Here is an 18,251-nt window from a genome sequence, read left to right on the forward strand (position 1 = left end):
GATTACGGGCGCAGCGCGTCGAAGATCAGATGCACACTGCCAAAATAGTCGCCGGCCACATAACCGTCCTCGGGCTCGACGGCGGAAATTTCCAGCTGCACACGTTTGCCGGCCCGCGCTTGCTCGGCAGAGACCACTTGGGTATCGGTCAAATCCAGCAACTGGCCGTTGAACTCGACATTGAGCAGGATCAGGCGCCGGCCATTGGACAGGGTCGGCAACTGGCCCAGGCGCGCGACAATGCCGCCGCCGCTGTTCTTCACGTCGAACTGTTCGCGCAGCGGCTTGAGCGTGCGGGTCACCAGGTTCCAGGTCATTTCCTGCTGGCGCTCAAGGAACGCGGGGCGGATCGGCAGCACATAAAAGTCTGCGGTGGGAATGCTCACCGTGACGTCAAACACCTGTTCTTCGCGAATCGCCAGGGCCTGGGTACTGAGCAGGGCCACGGCGAGCAGCAGCAGGGTTGCCGTCAGCACCTTGCACAATTTGCCCGAGCGGCGCGGGGGTTCGGGGGCGCGTTGAATGATCATCAGCCTTTGACCTCGTAGTGTTTTTTCGCGCGGCCCTCGACCAGCGTAAAGCGGTAGGTACGCCCGGCCTCTTTGGCAAAGCTGAAGCTGCGCCCCGGCAGGATGTGGTTCTTGGTCACGGGCAGGCACTCCTGGGTCTGGCCAGTGGGGCAGTCCTTGAACTGATCCACCACCACCACGCTGTTGCCGTCGTTGTGCAGGCCATAGGCGTCGTTGCGCTCATCGACACGGGTGGCGAAGCGGCTGTGTTTGGGCCGCACGAAAAACACCGTGCCAAACCCGGCCAGTACCGTGACCCCGGCGGACAGGCTATTTTTGTAGGTCTCGCGCTCTTCACTGGACACCACAAAGCCGTCTTCGGGCTCTGGCATCACCGGCACAAAACGCAGGCGGAAATAACGCTCCTTGTCGCGCTGGCCGAGGTACAGCAGGCGCGTGCCCTGCATGCCATTGGCCGGCACGATCAGCCGCGCCGGGGTCGCCACCAAGCCGTCACGGGCGGTGTTTTCGGGGTTGCTTTTAAGTTCGACTTCTTCGGAAGTGCCGTCGGCGTTGTAGACAATCTCCATCACCGACACCTTGATAAACGCCGTGCTGTCGCCGCTGTTGAACACCCGCTTGAGGTAGGTGCTCTTGTCCTCAGCCAGGTAGTCGTAGAACACGCCGACATTGATGTTCGGCGCGCCCATCGACAGCGGCAGCCAGCAGAGCGTGCACAGCGCCAACAGATATTTCATACCCATACACCTCATTTAAAGCTCCGAATCCCAGACCACCGTGACCTGGCCCGCATAGGTGGTGCCGCCACGCTCCAGCATCTGGTCGGCGTACTCTTTCTTGACCTCGAAGTGCAACGTGCCGGGCCGGCGGTTGACGTAGAAAGTCGGTTGCAACATCTCGGTGCCGACGCCACTGAGCAACAGCGGTTGGCGGATCACCCCGGCGCCATCCTCACGGTTGAGGCCGTGGGGCAGGCTGACGGCGACATCCACCGGCACCTCGTGACCGTCGCTGGTGTTGCGCAAGGCACAGGTGTCGCCGATCACCCGCTCGCAGGTCATCTGCATTTTGAAGCGTGACGAGGCAGAGATATTGAAGGTCTGGTCGCGAAACAGCCGCGCCGGTTTGCGGCCCTGGTTGACCCAGGCTTGCCAGCCGCCCTGGGGCACCAACTCGACGCGGTTGCCGCCCGGCGGGACCTCCACCTGGAGTTGGTGCTGCACTTCTAGGTTGAAGTTGAAGGTCAGTTGGTTGTCGGTGGGGATCAGCACATCACCAAAGTCATAGTCACCCCGTGGCCCCAGGGTGTAGGTCAGGCTGCCGGTGTACTCGCCACTGGACATACCCAAGGGGTTGGGCGTGCGGATCTCATAGGCGTACTCCATTTGGTAGATACGCATGTAGTCAAGGTCCTGGGACGGCTTGCGACTGCACACCCCGGCGCCTTCCGGGACGATCCAGAAGTAGGTCGCCGTTTGCCGACCCGCCGCAAGGTGGCCAGTACTGACGCAAGGGCTTGGGGCCCTGAGCCATTGAGTCGTCCAAAAAAACCCCGGTTGGGCCCAGCCCGACACGCCCGGCGGATAGGAAACCTGCCACAGCCCACCGAAGCCGGCGATGCGCATCTGCACGGTCTCCACTTCCCCGGTGCGGGTGTGGGTGACTTGTGCATCACGCCAACTGGAGGGCACCTGCACCATAAAACCCTGGCGCTCATCTTCGTGGTTGGCCTGGATCGGCGCGTTGCTCAGGGCGTCGAACGCCGGGATCCGCAGGCTGAACAAGTTCAGCGCCTTGCACTGGCTGGGAATGTGCGACTGACAGATAGAACTGACCGGCGTGGTATTGCGAAACGTGTTCACAAAAGGGTTGCCAGGGTCCGGGGTAAATACCGCCGTGATGTCCTGGGTCAGGGCCAGCGCCGTGGAGCTGCACAACAGTGCCGCGCCCGCGGCCCCAAGCTGGGTGATCAAGGTGCTGATACGTCTCATGGTGCTAGGCAATCTCGTCATGACCCTCAACCTGCGGTCTGAGTGGTAAAGGTGGAATCGGCCAGGGTGTCCGGCGTGCAGCGCAGGTCGCCGATCATCAGCACGTCGTCGGCCTCCCGCGCGCCGCTGGTGTCGAGGCGGAACTGGCAGAGCAGGCGGTTATCGCGGCGCACTTCGAGGGTGGGCGAGCTGGCGTTCATTTCCAGGGAGAAGAACCCGTCGACCTCGCTCACCCCACGGCTGGCGTGGTTGATGATGTGATGGCCCTTGAGCGGCTTGCCCTCGGGGTCCACCAGGCGCCCGAGCACCGTGACACTGCGCATCACGCTGACCTTGCGGTAGTCCACGCCACCCTTGTTCAGGTGGTAGGCAGCGCGCGGCGGCTGGATACTGGCCGCAGGCGCGTGGTTGCCGTCGAAGTCGAAGCTGACCGAGCTACCCTTGTAGGCGGTGATCGGAATAAAGTTGCGCCCCGGACGCAGGACCGTGCTGCCACCGCTCAAGTCATCGGCGCGCAGGACGATGTCATCGACATCGGTTTCTACGTCGACAATCATTCCCGAGCCCGCGCCGGAGTATTGGCTGGTCAGCACCATCCGGTTGCCGCCTAAGGCGAAGGTGCTGTCCAGGTTCAGGCCACCGGTGAGGTCGTTGTTAAACGATGAGCGCTGGACAAAACCATCACCATTGACGCTGTCGGTCTGGAAGCTGGCCATGCCCGACAGGCCCACGCCATAGGTGTCGGCCAGCACCGTGCCCGAGACGCTTTGCAGCACGTGGTCTTGCAGGTCGCGGCGGTAGCTCAGCGAGGCATTGTTGTCACGTTCGCCCTCGCGGGAGGTGCGCGTGCCGATACTCGCCGCCCACTGCTCGCCTGGGCCGCCCAGGGCCAGGCTGACGCTCAGGTCGACCCCACGGTTACGCTTGTCGCCAGTGCTGGCACTGGCCGGGCGGTCGAACAGCGACAAGCGCCAGTTGGCGTCGCTGCCAAACAGATGGCTGCGTTCGTTCCAGCCCAGGTCCAGGCCGGTACCTTGCACATTGCCTTCGCTGTAGGACAGCCGCGCGCTGATGGAGCGCAGGTTGCTCAAGCGATGGCTGAGAGAGACCGACGACAGGCTGGTCTGGCCGACAAACACATCGCGCTGGCGAATGCGCGTACCGTCGGGCAGGGTTTCGTAGGTGTTGCGGGTATCCAGCCAACTGCGGGTGTGGCTGAACACCACGCTGCCCAGGCCGTAGTTATAGAGGCTGTTGAGGTCCACGCCGGTGCCGTAGTCATCGGTCTGGTAGACGTTGGCGTAGAGGCTGAAGTTATTGGCCAGGCTCCAGTCGATGGACGTGCCGTACTGCATGCTGTCCTTGACCTGGCGCCCGGACAGCCCAAGCACCACTCGTGGGTGCGCCAGGTAGTTGACCGAGGCTCCGGCGGTCAGGTCGCCGCTGGACTGGTTGTCCCAGTTGCTCAGCAGCTTGCTTTCCTGGCCGGCAAACACGTTATAGCGCCAGCGGTTGTCGAGGTTGCGCCAGTTGTTGGGCTTGTACACCAACTCCTGGGTGGTGTTGGTGACCTGGCCGTCTTCGAGCAGGCGCACTTCCACTTCATAGATCCCGCCGGGCAACGGCCGCGTATCCAGGCTTTGCAGGCCAGTGCCGACCGCCTGGGTGTTGATCAGCAGGCCGTTGCGGTAGATCTCCACCGAACCCTGGCGGTTGGCGGTGACGTAGATGGGGTAGATGCTCGGCTTGGGGTTGCTGATCATCAGGCTGTCGGAGCTGCCATACATCACGCCTACGGCGGTGTCGGGGCTGGCGCCGAAGGTACGCAGTTGGCGGGTCAGGCCTTCGGCGTTGGGCGTGAAGTAACCCAGGCGCAGGAATTGCCCGTGCAATTCACGCTGGCCGTAGAGCGAGTACACCGCGTGGTTGAGGTCGTCATCATCCGGCCCGCCCAGGCGCGAGAACTGCATGTTCAAGACCTGGTTCCAGTTACCCAGGCTGCCGCTGGCATCCAGGCCCAGGCGTCCGCCGAGGTCCTGGCCCTGGCCGCCGCTGATATTGAGTTGGTTACGCACGATCAAGCCGCTGCTGCCTGCGGTGGGCAGGGTGTAGTACTGGGATTGGAGGCCATCGCGCTCGGCGTTCTCGGTCAGCAAGGTGACCAGGGACTTTTCCAGGTTGTAGTGCACTGCCAGCAATTGCTCCGGGCAATCAGTGGCGCAGGTGCCCAGGGACACGCCCTGCTTGAGGTAGTCACCCCAGCGGTCGCGGTCGATGTCCTTGATCACACTGCCTTCGTGGTCAGTGAAATCCAGCAGGGTCAGGCGGTCATCGCGGGTCAGGACGATCATCGCCTCGGACACAAACTCCTGGTCCAGTTCGACCCGTACCGCCAATGGCACATCAAAAAAATGTTCTTCAAAGTCCGCCGGTAAACCCTTGGCCTGGGACAGCAAACTTCTTGGGGTTGTGCCAGTTGCCGCGTCAGCTGCAAACGCCCCCGTACAAAACAACAAGGCAAGCGCTGCCGCGATGAGAATCATCGGGAACATGAACGGATACTCTGATTACGCTCAGGGGAAGACTTGAATACCGATCAACCGACAGCGGCTGCCTGTCGATCGGTAGAGGTCAAGCAACAAGCCAGGACTTATTGATCAACGCGCCGCGCTCAAGGGTTGGAGACGCGTGGCACGTGGTCGAACACCACGGTGAAGTCGGTGGTGAACAGGCCCGCATCGGTGTCGGCTGGCTTGGCAGCGGCGACCACCATGTCGGCCTGGGTGCCTGGGGTCGAGCTGGCGTCATCGACAACTTGCTGCGGGTTAGCGGTCAGAGTCACGCCGTTGAAGGTGGTGGTCAGGGGAATGGAGGAAGTGCCGTTAGTCAGGGAAGCCGGGCCACCCTGGATGTAGGCGTTGATCGAACCGTCGGTGTTTTTTACCGCATAAGTGGCCCGCAGCGAGCTCAACTGACCGGTGACGGTGTTGTAGGTCATGGTTTCGTCCTTACCGAAGTCCGGATCCAGCGGCTGGGCGTGGAACTGCTTGGTAGGAATCGAGGCCTTGATGTTGATCACGCTGGTGGCTTCACCGGCAGCAAACACGCTGGAGGAAGCGACGGCCAGCAAGGCCAGTGGCAGGGCGAGAGCAGTTTTTTTCAGCATCGTTAAATACCTGTTGGTGCTTTTTAAGTAAGTTAAAGATTCGAGTCGATCGAAACTTCACGCCGCGCAAAAAACCTAACTTTCAATGAAGAGGTCGAGTCCTAAGACGCAAGTAAATGATCAACCGAATTCAACTTCAGGTAAGCCAGCAAATTCCGTGTAACACGTAGTTTCCAGCCCTTATACACAGGCAGAAAAAAACCTTGCTCCTCAATAAATCACGGACTAACTGTCATACATGGAAGACAACTGAAACCTGTTTAACTTACATACTGCAAACATCATTCCGTCAGAAATGTATTACATGCACCCGCACAACTAATCATCACTCGATTTAGAGCAAAGACTCCACGCCTTATTTAAGCCGATAACTCGTTAGTTTGTAGTGGATATTGCAATTATTTGACGTGGCAGACCGGGTACCGCAGGCAGGAGTGCCAGCCTACCGTTCGTCAGAACACATTGCTCGAACCATAAGATATATCTTACGTTATGTCTTAGATAACCACAGAGAGCAGCACAATGAGAGACCATCATTCCCACCGTGAACCCGGTGACGGCCGCGACGGCTTCGAGAAACGCCCAGGCCGCGAGCGCGGTGGCCGAGGCCCGCGGGTCTTTGCCCCCGGCGACCTGAAAATCCTCCTGCCAGCGCTGATCGCCCAGCAGCCGTGCCACGGCTACGACCTGATCCGCCAGATCGAAGGGCTGTTCGACGGTGCCTACAGCCCCAGCCCCGGAGTGATCTACCCCACCCTGACCTTTCTCGAAGAGAGCGAATTGATCAGTGGCGACGCCGAGGGCGGGAAAAAACGCTACACAATCACCGACGCCGGACGTCTCTTCTTGAGCGAACAGAAAATTGCCCTGGACGGTGTGCGCATGCGCATCGACGTGAGCAAGCGTTCGCTGCGCGGCCATGACCGGCCACCGGAGATCCACGAGGCGGTGCATAACCTGCGCCATGCCTTGCAACTGCACCACGGGCGCTGGAGCCCGGCAGAAATCACGCGTGTCGCGGAGCTGCTCAACAGCACCGCCCAAGCCATTGTGGATGGCCCCGCCGTCCAACCTGTACAGGGGAAAAGTGAATGAACAAGCCCGTCATCCACCGCGTCACCCACGAGATTAAACGCCGCTGCCTGGACGTACTGCGGGTGGTCGATATCACCCCGCGCATGCGCCGCATCACCCTGGGTGGCGAGCAACTGGCCGGGTTTGTCAGCCTGGGCAGCGATGACCATATCAAGCTGCTGTTCCCGCAGAACGCCGCTGAATTGGCTGCGCTGCAAAGCCCGACCTTCGCCATCAAGGGCGAAGGCCCACAACCGGCGATGCGCGACTACACGCCACGGCGTTTCGACCTGGCCATTGGCGAGTTGGATATCGACTTTGTGCTGCATGGCGACGGCCCGGCGTCGACCTGGGCCGAACAGGCTGCCGTCGGCCAACACCTGTACATCGGCGGGCCACGGGGCTCGATGATCGTGCCGGATATCTTCGACAGCTACCTGCTGGTGGGCGACGAAACCGCGATCCCGGCCATTGCCCGGCGCCTGGAAGAACTGCCGGCCGGGCGCACGGTGCTGGCGGTGATTGAAATTGCCGATGTGCATGAAAAGCAGGCGCTTGGCAGTGCGGCTAATGTCGAGGTGATCTGGGTGGTGCGCGGGGTCGATGACCTGCTGAGCACCGTGGAGAACCTGCAGCTACCGGGTGGATCGCTGTATGCCTGGGTCGCCACCGAGACCAAGCTATCGCGCCAGGTTCGGCGGGTGCTGCTGGATAAACATCAGCTTAACGACGAGTTCGTCAAGGCGGTAGGCTACTGGCGGGCTGAGGGCAGCAGCGAAGAATAGGACTCACTCGGTCAAAATGTGGGAGCGGGCTTGCCCGCGATTGCGCTGTATCAGTCGGCACATTTGCTACTGATCCACTGCAATCGCGGGCAAGCCCGCTCCCACATTAGTTCTTGGTTGCCCTGGGGAGCTTGTCCAGCCCTACTATCGCCAACGCCACCGCCACAAACCCCAGCAATATCCCCCCTGCATTCATAAACACCTGTGGATAACCCAAGGTGCCTACATCAATAAACGGGTACTGATACTGCCCCAGCACATGCCCGCGCAGCAGCACATAAACGAAATACACCAGCGGGTAAATCACCCAGTAGCCGATGTGCCCGAGGCGCAACGTGCCCTTGGGCACGCACCACCACCAATAGCCGAGGAACAGCAGCGGCATCACGTCGTGGAGCAGTTCGTCGGCGATGAACTGCCAGCCCTCGGGGCTCCACAAATGCCGCAGCAGCACACTATAGGCCAGCCCTACGACCACGATGCTCACGGTTACGCCGCTGCTGACCGCAGGCTGTAGGAAGAAACTGCGCCCGGCCGAAGGCCGACTCACCAGTGCATAACTCAGCACCACCGCCGCCAGGGTGTTGCTCAGCACCGTGAAGAAACTGAAGAAATTCACCAACCCGCCCAACAGGCTGGCATCGACCAGCCAACGTGAGTAGAGGATCAAGTATTGCTGGATCGCCAGGCCTGCCCAACCGGCCAGCGCCGCTGCCGCCACATACCGCTTCATGGGATCAGTCCAGCGGGCGTTTGGTGCGCATCAGCTTGACGTACAGGCCTTCGACCTTCTCCCGCGCCCACGGGGTCTTGCGCAAGAAGGTGAGGCTGGACTTGATGCTCGGGTCGTTTTTGAAGCAGCGGATATCGATGCGCTCGGCCAGGCCTTCCCATTCGTAATGCGCCACCAGTGCGGTGAGCACCTGTTCCAGGGTAACGCCGTGCAGGGGGTTGTTGTTCGATGCGGTCATGCCGGGCCTTTGCCAAGTAAATAAAGAGGAAGCCGCGCACCTTAGCCGAGAGGCCAGGCAGGTGGAAGCATTGCCATGATTGTAGGCCCACTCCCGAACCAATGTAGGAGCAAGCTTGCTCGCGAAAAACGTAGGAGCACTGCGTGTATTCAGGCTGCCCGCGTCATCGTAGACGATCTTCGCGAGCAAGCTCGCTCCTACAGGGGTTTATGAAAAGTTCCGCTTCCCGGAGGAAAAAGAGATGTTATATTGTAACCATTCATATCCAACCTCTCTGCTTTGCCAAGGAACCCCCGATGTCCCTCTCCCCTCTCTGGCGCCTGACCCCGCTGGCCGCTGCCCTGCTGATCAGTACCCAGGCCCACGCCCTGGAACTGCAACCCCAAGTCATCACCGGCAACCCGCTGGGCAGCCAACAACTGGCCTCGCCAAGCACCGTGCTGGAAGGCGATGACCTGACCCTGCAACAAAAAGGCAGCCTGGGCGAAACCCTGAACAAGCAGCCTGGGGTGTCGTCGTCGTACTTCGGCCCCGGTGCCAGCCGCCCGATCATCCGTGGCCAGGATGGCGACCGCATTCGCATCCTGCGCAATGGTGTCGGCGCGCTGGATGCCTCGTCGTTGTCGTATGACCATGCGGTGCCGCTGGACCCGGTCAACGTCGAGCGCATCGAGATCGTCCGTGGCCCGGCCGCCCTGCTCTACGGCGGCAGCGCCATCGGCGGGGTGGTCAATACCTTCGACAACCGCATCCCCACCGAAGCCATCGAAGGCATCCATGGCGCGGGCGAACTGCGCTACGGCGGCGCCGATACCACCCGCAGCAGCGCGGGCAAACTGGAGGCCGGCAACGGCACCTTCGCCCTGCACCTGGATGCCAGCGCACGGCAATTCAACGACCTGAAAATCCCAGGTTACGCCCGTAGCCGCCATGCTGCGGAAAGCGAAAACGGCCCCGGCAAAAACGGCCGCCTGGGCAACAGCGACGGGCGTCAGGACAGTGGTGCAGTGGGCGGTTCCTACACGTGGGACGACGGTTACGCCGGGCTGTCCTACAGCAACTCCGACAGCAACTACGGCTCGCCCGCCGAACAGGACGTGCGCATCCGCATGCAGCAGGAGCACTACGCCTTCGCGTCCGAGATCCGCAACCTGCAAGGCCCGTTTACCTCGGTCAAACTCGACGCCGGCTACACCGACTACGAACACCGGGAAATCGAAGGCGGCGAAACCGGCACCACCTTCAAGAACAAGGGCTATGAAGCGCGCATCGAGGCGCGGCACCAGCCCTTGGGGCCGTTCGATGGCATCCTCGGTGCCCAGGTCAGCCGTAGCGAATTTTCCGCACTGGGCGAGGAAGCTTTCGTACCGCAAACCGATACCAATGCCGGCGCGCTGTTTATCCTTGAAGAAATGCAGGCCACCGAACGCCTGAAACTGAGCCTGGGCGGGCGCCTGGAACACACCACCGTCGACCCGGATGGCAAAGGCAACGAGCGGTTTGCCAATGCCAACAGCTCCAGCAGCTTCACTGCCGGCAGCCTGTCGTCGGGTGCGGTCTACACCCTGACCCCGATCTGGTCGCTGGCCGCGACCCTGGGCTACACCGAACGCGCGCCGACCTTCTACGAGTTGTATGCCAATGGCGCCCACGTCGCCACCGGCACCTATGAAGTGGGCGATGCCAAGCTGTCCAAGGAAAAAGCCGTGGCCAGCGACCTGGCGCTGCGCTTTGACAATGGCACGCACAAGGGCAGTGTTGGCGTGTTCTACAGCCACTTTTCCAACTACATCGGCCTGCTGAACAGCGGTCGCACCTTGAATGACGAGGGCGAAGAGGCTGCCGATGGCATCCCGGAATACACCTACTCGGGTGTGCGCGCACGTTTCGTCGGCTTCGAAGCCCAGGACCATTGGAAACTTGGCGAAAGTGCCTACGGTAAATTTGCCCTGGAACTGTCGGGCGACTACACCCGCGCCACCAACCTGGATACTGGCGAAGCCCTGCCACGGATTGCTCCGCTGCGTCTGAACAGCGGCTTGCTGTGGGAACTGGATCGCTGGCAGGCGCGCATTGATGTTGAGCACGCTGCTGGCCAGGGCCGGGTGCCTAGCAACGAAAGCGGCACCGATGGCTACACCACGTTGGGCGCCAGTGCCGGCTATCGCTTCAACCTGGGCGGCAGCCAGTGGCTGGCGTTCGTCAACGGCGAGAACCTGACTAACCAGACCGTGCGCTATGCCAGCTCGATCCTGCGCGATATCGCGCCGGCGCCAGGCCGTAGTGTGCAGGTGGGCCTGCGCACGACCTTCTAACAGACAGTGATGTTCAGCCTGTGGGAGCTATGTGTTGTCTAGCCAAACCCGTGCTGCAAACGAGCCCCCTGTGGGAGCGGGCTTGCCCGCGATGGCGGTGGGTCAGCCAGCTTATCCGGTGCTGACACAACGCTATCGCAGGCTAGCCAGCTCCCACATTAAATTGAGTTGTCTAGCCAAACCCGTGCTGCAAACGAGCCCCCCTGTGGGAGCGGGCTTGCCCGCGATGGCGGTGGGTCAGCCAGCTTATCCGGTGCTGACACAACGCTATCGCAGGCTAGCCAGCTCCCACATTAAATTGTGTGGTCTAGCCAAACTCGTGCTGTAAACGAGATCCCCTGTGGGAGTGGGCTTGCCCGCGATGGCGGTGGGTCGGCCAGCTTATCCGGTGCTGACACAACGCTATCGCCGGCAAGCCAGCTCCCACATTAAATTCTGTTGTCTAGCCAAACCCGTGCTGCAAACGAGCCCCCCTGTGGGAGCGGGCTTGCCCGCGATGGCGGTGGGTCAGCCAGCTTATCCGGTGCTGACACAACGCTATCGCAGGCTAGCCAGCTCCCACATTAAATTGTGTTGTCTAGCCAAACTCGTGCTGTAAACGAGATCCCCTGTGGGAGCGGGCTTGCCCGCGATGGCGTTGGCTCAGCCAGCTTATCCGGTGCTGACACAACGCTATCGCTGGCAAGCCAGCTCCCACATTAAATTGTGTTGTCTAGCCAAACCCGTGCTGTAAACGAGCCCCCCTGTGGGAGTGGGCAAGCCTGCTCCCACATCGCTCTGCGGTATCTGCGCCGACTGTTACCAAATCCGAAATAATCCATCTTGCGATTAGCCCTTTCTCTCCCCGAGCCGGCGCTTTATCCTTGCCTGCAACAAACTGAAACGTTTCATCATTCAGCCAGACCTGACGAGCGTCCATCCCCCGGCCGCCGTTTGCGTACTAAAACCAAAAACTATTAAGACCTGCCCTTGCCTATGCCTGCTTTCCCAACACTGCGCCTGTGCGCTGCGCTGCTGCCTTTGTGCCTGATCGACTGCGCCCAGGCCGTCCCTGCCTTTGACCATGAGTCCCCGTGGATGCTGGGTGATCTTGGCGGTTCCCGGACAGCGCTGTCTGAGCAAGGCTATGACTTCAAGATCGACTACACAGGCGAGATGGGCAGCAACCTGCAAGGCGGCTCGGACCATGACCGCACCGCTCGCTATAGCGACCAGTGGGCCTTCGGCAGCCACTTGGATCTGCAGAAGATCCTCGGCTGGCACGACGCCGAGTTCCAACTGACGATCACCGAGCGCAGTGGCAATAACATCAGCAACGACCGCATCAACGACCCGCGGGTCGGCGGCTTTACCTCGTCCCAGGAAGTCTGGGGCCGTGGCCAGACCTGGCGCCTGACGCAGATGTGGTACCAGCAGAAATTCTTCGACCAGAAACTGGATATCAAAGCTGGGCGTTTTGGCGAAGGCGAAGACTTCAACAGCTTCCCCTGCGACTTTCAGAACCTGGCGTTCTGCGGCTCCCAGGTGGGCAATTGGGTCGGTGGCATCTGGTACAACTGGCCGGTGAGCCAATGGGCGCTGCGGGTCAAATACCACCTGACGCCCGAGCTGTACGCGCAAATCGGCGCCTTTGAGCAGAACCCGTCCAACCTCGATCGCGGCAATGGCTTCAAGCTCAGCGGCAGCGGCACCCAGGGCGCCCTGTTACCGGTGGAGCTGGTGTGGACGCCAACGTTCCACGACCTGCCGGGCGAATACCGCGCCGGCTACTACTACAGCAGCGCCAAGGCCAGCGATGTGTACAAGGACCGCCACGACCAACCCGCCGCCGTCAGTGGCGAGGCCTATCGCAGCGCCTCCAGCAAGCATGGCGTGTGGCTGGGTGTGCAGCAGCAAGTCACCAGCCTGGCCAGTGACCACTCCCGTGGCTTGAGCGTGTTCGCCAACGCGACGATGCACGATAAGAAAACCAACGCTGTGGATAACTATGTGCAGGCAGGTGTGGTCTACAAAGGCCCCTTCGATGCCCGCGCCCGCGACGATATCGGCTTTGCCGTGGCCCGCGTGCACGTCAACCCGGCCTATCGCAAGAACGCCAAGGCCCGCAACCAGGCCCGTGCGCTCTACGATTTTGACGACGGCGCGTACCTGCCGGTGCAAGACACCGAATACAGCGCCGAGCTCTATTACGGCGTGCACGTCAGCAACTGGCTGACCGTGCGCCCGAACCTGCAATACATCCGTCATCCGGGGGCCGTCGCCCAGGTGGATGACGCGCTGGTCGGCGGGATCAAGCTGCAAGCGTCCTTTTGAATCGCAATAAACGCAATTAGCCCTGAACCAAGCCTGTGCGCAAACGTCATCTACAGTGAACAAGCGCGGGACTACCTTAAACGTCACGGAGAATCACACTATGAGCACTGATGGTGCTTCAAGTCCAAGCCGCCTGCTGCCCAGGTTGCTGGGGATCTTGCTGCTGATCATGGGCCTGGCCTTGTTGGCCGGGGGCATCAAGCTGAGCATGCTCGGCGGGTCGCTGTACTACCTGCTGGCCGGTATCGGCATCACCCTGACCGGCCTCCTGCTGCTGGCCACGCGCCGCGCGGCGCTGGGCCTGTACGCGGTGGTGCTGTTCGCCAGTACGCTGTGGGCCCTGTGGGAAGTCGGCCTGGACTGGTGGCAACTGGTGCCGCGCCTGGCCCTGCTGTTCGCCTTGGGCATCGTCATGCTGCTGCCGTGGTTGCGCCGTCCCCTGCTGCGTGGCCAACCCGCCCCGCTGGGCACCGGCGCGCTGAGCGTGGCCGTGGTGCTGGCCGGCGCAACCGCCATCGCCAGCCAGTTCACCAACCCCGGTGAAATCAAGGGCCAACTGGACCGCGACGCGGTACCGGGCATGACCAATGCCGCGCCGGCCCAGGCCGATGGCGACTGGAATTCCTATGGCCGCTCGGCCTTCGGTGACCGTTACTCGCCGCTGGCGCAGATCACCCCGCAAAATGCCCACAAGCTGGTACCGGCCTGGACTTATCGCACCGGCGACCTGCCTGGCCCGGGCGACCCCGGCGAAACCACTGCGGAAAACACCCCGCTGAAAGTCAACGGCATGCTCTACGTGTGTACCCCGCACAGCCAGGTGATTGCCCTTGACCCGGATACCGGCAAGGAAATCTGGCGTTTCGACCCCAAGCTCTCGACGCAAAAAGCCGCGAACTTCAAGGGTTGGGCACACATGACCTGCCGTGGCGTGTCGTATCACGATGACGCAGCCTATGCCGCCACCGAGCAAAGCCCGGCCACCGGCGCCGCTGCGCCAGCCGCCAATGCCTGCCCGCGCCGCATCTTCCTGCCGACTGCCGACACCCGCCTGATCGCCCTGAACGCCGACACCGGCAAGATGTGTGAAGACTTCGGCGACAAAGGCCAGGTCGACCTGGGCGCCAACATCGGCACGTTCGCCCCCGGTGGCTACTACTCCACCTCGCCGCCAGCCGTCACCAAGAACCTGGTGGTGATTGGCGGTCACGTCACCGATAACGTCTCCACCGACGAGCCGAGCGGCGTGATCCGCGCGTTCGACGTGCACACCGGCAAGCTGGTGTGGAACTGGGACAGCGGCAACCCGGACGACACCACGCCGATTGCCGAAGGCAAGACCTACACCCGCAACTCGCCCAACATGTGGTCGATGTTCGCGGTCGATGAAAAACTCGGCATGCTCTACCTGCCGATGGGCAACCAGACCCCGGACCAGTTCGGTGGCTACCGTACCCCGGCTTCCGAGCTGCATGCTGCCGGCCTGACTGCCCTGGATATCGACAGCGGTAAAGTGCGCTGGCACTTCCAGTTCACTCACCATGACCTGTGGGACATGGACGTGGGCGGCCAGCCAAGCCTGATCGACATCAAGACCGCCGCCGGCGTGAAGCAAGCCGTGATGGCCTCGACCAAGCAAGGCAGCATCTACGTGCTCGACCGCGCAACGGGCGAGCCGGTGGTGCCGATCAACGAAATCCCGGTACCGCAAGGCGCGGTCGCGGGCGATCACACCTCGCCAACCCAGCCCAAGTCCGACCTCAACTTCATGCCACCGCCCCTCAAGGAACGTGACATGTGGGGCGTGACCCCGTTCGACCAACTGCTGTGCCGGATCGACTTCAAGTCCCTGCGCTACGACGGCCCGTTCACCCCGCCCTCGCTGCAAGGCTCGATCGTCTACCCAGGCAACTTCGGCGTGTTCGACTGGGGCGGCATCTCGGTTGACCCGGTACGCCAGATCGCGTTCGTCAACCCAAGCTACATGGCGTTCAAGTCGACCATGATCCCGGCGGAAAAAATCGCCGCCATGGGCCCGCGTGTCAGCGAGACCGAAGGCGTGCAGCCGAACAAAGGCACGCCTTATGGCGTGGTCCTGGAAGCGATGCTCTCGCCCATGGGCCTGCCGTGCCAGGCGCCGGCCTGGGGTTATGTGGCCGCTGTGGACTTGACCAACAACAAGACCATCTGGATGCACAAGAACGGCACCGTGCGTGACAGCTCGCCAGTGCCCATCCCCCTGAGCATGGGCGTGCCAAGCCTGGGCGGGACCTTCACCACGGCCGGTGGCGTGTCCTTCCTCAGCGGTACCCTCGACCAGTACCTGCGTGCCTATGACGTGAAAAACGGCAAGCAACTGTGGGAAGGCCGCCTGCCTGCGGGCGCGCAAACCACCCCGATGACCTACACCGGCAAGGACGGCAAGCAATACGTGCTGGTCGTGGCGGGCGGTCATGGTTCCCTGGGGACCAAGCAGGGTGACTATGTGATGGCGTTCAAGCTGGCGGATTAAGCGACAGCTGCAACAAAAAACCCCGGGATTCCGGGGTTTTTTATTTGAAATACCGCTCAAATGTGGGAGCTGGCTTGCCTGCGATAGCGGTGGGTCAGTGCAACATATGCCAACTGATCCACCGCTATCGCAGGCAAGCCAGCTCCCACACAAGCCCTCTCCCACATAAGCCCTCTCCCACATGTTGACCGCGCCGGGCCCGTCACACCGTGCTGCGATCGCGGCGCATCCACATCTCAAAGGCCATGGCATTCAATGGCCGGCTGATCAGGTAGCCCTGGGCGGTATCGCAATTCCATTGTTTGAGCAGCCTCAGGCTGGGTTCGAACTCCACCCCTTCGGCCACCACCTTGAGCCCCAGGTTGTGGCTCATCTCGATGGTCGAACGCACGATCACCGCGTCGCCGCTGGTGCTGTCGAGGTTGCGCACGAACGACTGGTCGATCTTCAGTTCCTGCACCGGCAAGCGCTGCAATTGGGCCAGGGACGAGTAGCCGGTACCGAAGTCGTCCACCGACAGGCTGATGCCACAGCCGCGCAATTGCTCGAGAATGCGCAACGCCTGTTCCGGGTTGTGCATGATCGCGCTTTCGGTGATTTCGAAAATCAACTGCCCGGCCAGCACCCCGTGCAGTTCCAGCAGCTCGGTGACCCGTGGTGCCAGCCCTTCATCGCCCAGGTCGTCCACCGAAATATTCAGCGACAGCTGCACTTCCAGCCCACGCACGCTCCACTCTGCCAACTGGCGGATCGCCTCTTCGATCACCCAGTGCGTCAGGCTGGCCATGCTGCCGGAGCGTTCGGCCAGGGGGATGAATTCGGCGGGGGACACCAGGCCCAGGGTCGGGTGCTGCCAGCGCAACAGCGCCTCGGCCTGGCGCACATAGCCGTGGCGCAGGTCGAGCTTGGGTTGATAGCACAGGAACAGTTCGTCTTCGATGGCGGCGCGGCGCAGGTCGCGGATCAGGCTGATCTGGCGTTGATGGGCGAGGTCGCGGTCCTGTTGGTAAATCTGTAAATAGCCAGGCAGCGCGGCCGCGTCGTGACGGGCAATGGCGGCGCGGCTGATCAACTCTTCGACCTGCTGGCCATCCTCGGGGTAGGCGGCAATACCCATGCTCACTTCGTGGCGTAGTTCGTCGCCACCGACCCGCTGCGGCTCGGTCAACAGGCTGTACAGGCGGTCGGCGCGGGCCACGGCGCTGTCGAGCTTGGTGTTTTCCAGCAATACGAGGAATTCGCTGCCGGTAATGCGCGCCGCCGAATCCCCCGCCGCCAGGCTCGACAGCAGGCAGCGGCTGGCCTCACGCAGCATTTCCTCGACGCCCTGGGGGCCAAAGCCTTCGTTGATCACCCGGTAGTTTTCAATCCCCAGGTACAGCACTACCACCGGCCGCCGTGCACTGATCGCACTGCCCAGGCGTTCCATGGCCAGCGCGCGGTTGGGCAGGCCGGTCAGCGCATCGTGCAGGGCGTTGTGCGCCAACTGCCGCTCACGTACGGCAATGCCGCTTTGCATCGCGTTGAAGGCCCGGGCCAGCAGGCCGAACTCATCTTTGCCGCGCACCGCCACTGGGGTGCGGTAATCCCCGCCGCCAATACGCTCGGCCGCCTGCACCAGGGCATCGAGAGGGCGGGACACGCGGCGCGCCATCAACAGCGCGCCCACCAGCGAGACCAGCAGGGCTGCCAGGGCGATGCCGAGAAACTGCCGGTCCAGCGGCGCAAAGGATTGCAGGGCATGGTCCAGCGGGCTTTGCAGCAAAGCCATGACTTGCCCGCCATCACCGGTGTTGGCCAGGGGCAGGACCTGGCTGAGAAAACGCTGGCCGTGCAATTCGCTCATCTGCGCCAGCTCGGCGGTACTCGATTCCTGCAGCGCCTGGATGATGGCCGGGCGGTCGGCCGAGGGCTGGGTGCTGAACAGGGTGCCCGGCTGCCCCTGGTCCATGCTCATGAACGACACCTCCAGATTGCTCAGGGAGCGCAATTCGGCGGCAAACACCTCATCCATGGAAAAGCCCATGACCACCCGCGCAATGGGCAGCGGGTCCAGCACCTCTTCCTGCACCAGCAAAAACGGCTGGCCGGCCAGGGCGACGATCAACATTTGCAGGGAGTTGCGCCGGGCATGACGCAGTGCATCGGCATAGGGGAAGGCTTGCTGCGCCGGCACGCCAGCCAGAGTGCTGACGATGACCTGGCCATCGAGCCCCAGCACAAACACCTCGCTGGAACGGATCCCGCTGCCATGCCGGCGCAGGGCCGCGAGGATCGGTGCCGGCTGGCCCTCGGCGACCGCGCGGCGAAATTGCTCGTCCACCGTCAGCCAGTCCAGGCCGTATTGCAGGCGCCGTCCGCGCAGGTCCAGCAGGCGCTCGAACACCCGGCTGCCGGTCTCCAGTTGCACCTGGGCCTGGTTTTCCACGGCGCGGGTGGTGGCAACCTTCACGGCGAAGTACACCGCGCCCACCACCACTAGCAGCAATAACCCCAACACCCCGACCAGCCGCGTCTGGAAAGCGTGGCGCCACTTCATTCGCTTGCCTCCTGGCAGCGTGCCCGCGCCCCAGCTCAAGCGTCCTTTTGTCATA

General features: G+C 62.1%; 13 protein-coding genes. 5 read left to right on the top strand and 8 right to left on the bottom strand.

The features are described 5' to 3' along the window. Positions 1-2 precede the first annotated feature (2 nt). The 5 genes from HBO05_RS06000 to HBO05_RS06020 form a co-directional block, all read right to left on the bottom strand. On the bottom strand, positions 3-530 hold the full coding sequence (locus tag HBO05_RS06000; RefSeq protein WP_169954485.1) for a CS1 type fimbrial major subunit: 528 nt from the start codon (positions 528-530) through the stop codon (positions 3-5). Further along, positions 530-1,267, bottom strand: a complete 738-nt coding sequence (locus HBO05_RS06005; RefSeq protein WP_169954486.1) for a molecular chaperone — start codon at positions 1,265-1,267, stop codon at positions 530-532. Before HBO05_RS06005 ends, HBO05_RS06000 begins: the two co-directional genes overlap by 1 nt. Before the next feature lie 15 nt (positions 1,268-1,282). After that, on the bottom strand, positions 1,283-2,521 hold the full coding sequence (locus HBO05_RS06010) for a hypothetical protein (protein ID WP_172312041.1): 1,239 nt from the start codon (positions 2,519-2,521) through the stop codon (positions 1,283-1,285). Positions 2,522-2,547: 26 nt separating this feature from the next. Continuing rightward, positions 2,548-5,073 carry a TcfC E-set like domain-containing protein gene (locus HBO05_RS06015; protein ID WP_169954487.1) on the bottom strand — a complete coding sequence of 842 codons (2,526 nt, stop codon included), beginning with the start codon at positions 5,071-5,073 and terminating at the stop codon, positions 2,548-2,550. 119 nt (positions 5,074-5,192) lie between these two features. Further along, on the bottom strand, positions 5,193-5,687 hold the full coding sequence (locus tag HBO05_RS06020; protein ID WP_169954488.1) for a CS1 type fimbrial major subunit: 495 nt from the start codon (positions 5,685-5,687) through the stop codon (positions 5,193-5,195). Positions 5,688-6,209: 522 nt separating this feature from the next. On the opposite strand from HBO05_RS06020, the gene HBO05_RS06025 reads away from it, so the two are divergent. Together HBO05_RS06025 and HBO05_RS06030 are read left to right on the top strand one after the other, a co-directional pair. Continuing rightward, positions 6,210-6,782 (top strand): PadR family transcriptional regulator, encoded by a 573-nt coding sequence (locus tag HBO05_RS06025; RefSeq protein ID WP_169954489.1) that lies wholly within the window; start codon positions 6,210-6,212, stop codon positions 6,780-6,782. Beyond that, the gene (locus tag HBO05_RS06030; protein ID WP_172312043.1) at positions 6,779-7,546 is read left to right on the top strand and encodes a siderophore-interacting protein; all 768 of its coding nucleotides are present in this window, start codon (positions 6,779-6,781) and stop codon (positions 7,544-7,546) included. Before HBO05_RS06025 ends, HBO05_RS06030 begins: the two co-directional genes overlap by 4 nt. 106 nt (positions 7,547-7,652) lie before the next feature. Here the strand turns inward: HBO05_RS06030 and HBO05_RS06035 are convergent, their stop codons facing one another. Further along, positions 7,653-8,279 carry a Pr6Pr family membrane protein gene (locus HBO05_RS06035; protein WP_172312045.1) on the bottom strand — a complete coding sequence of 209 codons (627 nt, stop codon included), beginning with the start codon at positions 8,277-8,279 and terminating at the stop codon, positions 7,653-7,655. A 4-nt stretch (positions 8,280-8,283) separates the two neighbouring features. After that, positions 8,284-8,517: a VF530 family protein gene (locus HBO05_RS06040; protein ID WP_057438302.1), complete on the bottom strand. Its 234-nt coding sequence runs from the start codon at positions 8,515-8,517 to the stop codon at positions 8,284-8,286. Positions 8,518-8,813: 296 nt separating this feature from the next. Here HBO05_RS06040 and HBO05_RS06045 point away from each other — a divergent pair, with 296 nt between their 5' ends. From HBO05_RS06045 to HBO05_RS06055, 3 genes are all read left to right on the top strand, one after another. Beyond that, positions 8,814-10,832: a TonB-dependent receptor gene (locus HBO05_RS06045; protein ID WP_172312047.1), complete on the top strand. Its 2,019-nt coding sequence runs from the start codon at positions 8,814-8,816 to the stop codon at positions 10,830-10,832. A gap of 975 nt (positions 10,833-11,807) precedes the next feature. Beyond that, a complete protein-coding gene (locus HBO05_RS06050) occupies positions 11,808-13,145 on the top strand; it encodes a carbohydrate porin (RefSeq protein WP_172312365.1) in 1,338 nt (445 codons plus the stop codon). A gap of 100 nt (positions 13,146-13,245) precedes the next feature. Further along, a complete protein-coding gene (locus HBO05_RS06055) occupies positions 13,246-15,657 on the top strand; it encodes a glucose/quinate/shikimate family membrane-bound PQQ-dependent dehydrogenase (RefSeq protein WP_172312049.1) in 2,412 nt (803 codons plus the stop codon). Positions 15,658-15,859: 202 nt separating this feature from the next. Here the strand turns inward: HBO05_RS06055 and HBO05_RS06060 are convergent, their stop codons facing one another. Then, positions 15,860-18,196: a bifunctional diguanylate cyclase/phosphodiesterase gene (locus HBO05_RS06060; protein WP_170041801.1), complete on the bottom strand. Its 2,337-nt coding sequence runs from the start codon at positions 18,194-18,196 to the stop codon at positions 15,860-15,862. Between the last annotated feature and the right edge of the window lie 55 nt (positions 18,197-18,251).

The sequence above is a fragment of the Pseudomonas sp. WS 5079 genome, assembly GCF_012985465.1.
Classification (GTDB): domain Bacteria; phylum Pseudomonadota; class Gammaproteobacteria; order Pseudomonadales; family Pseudomonadaceae; genus Aquipseudomonas.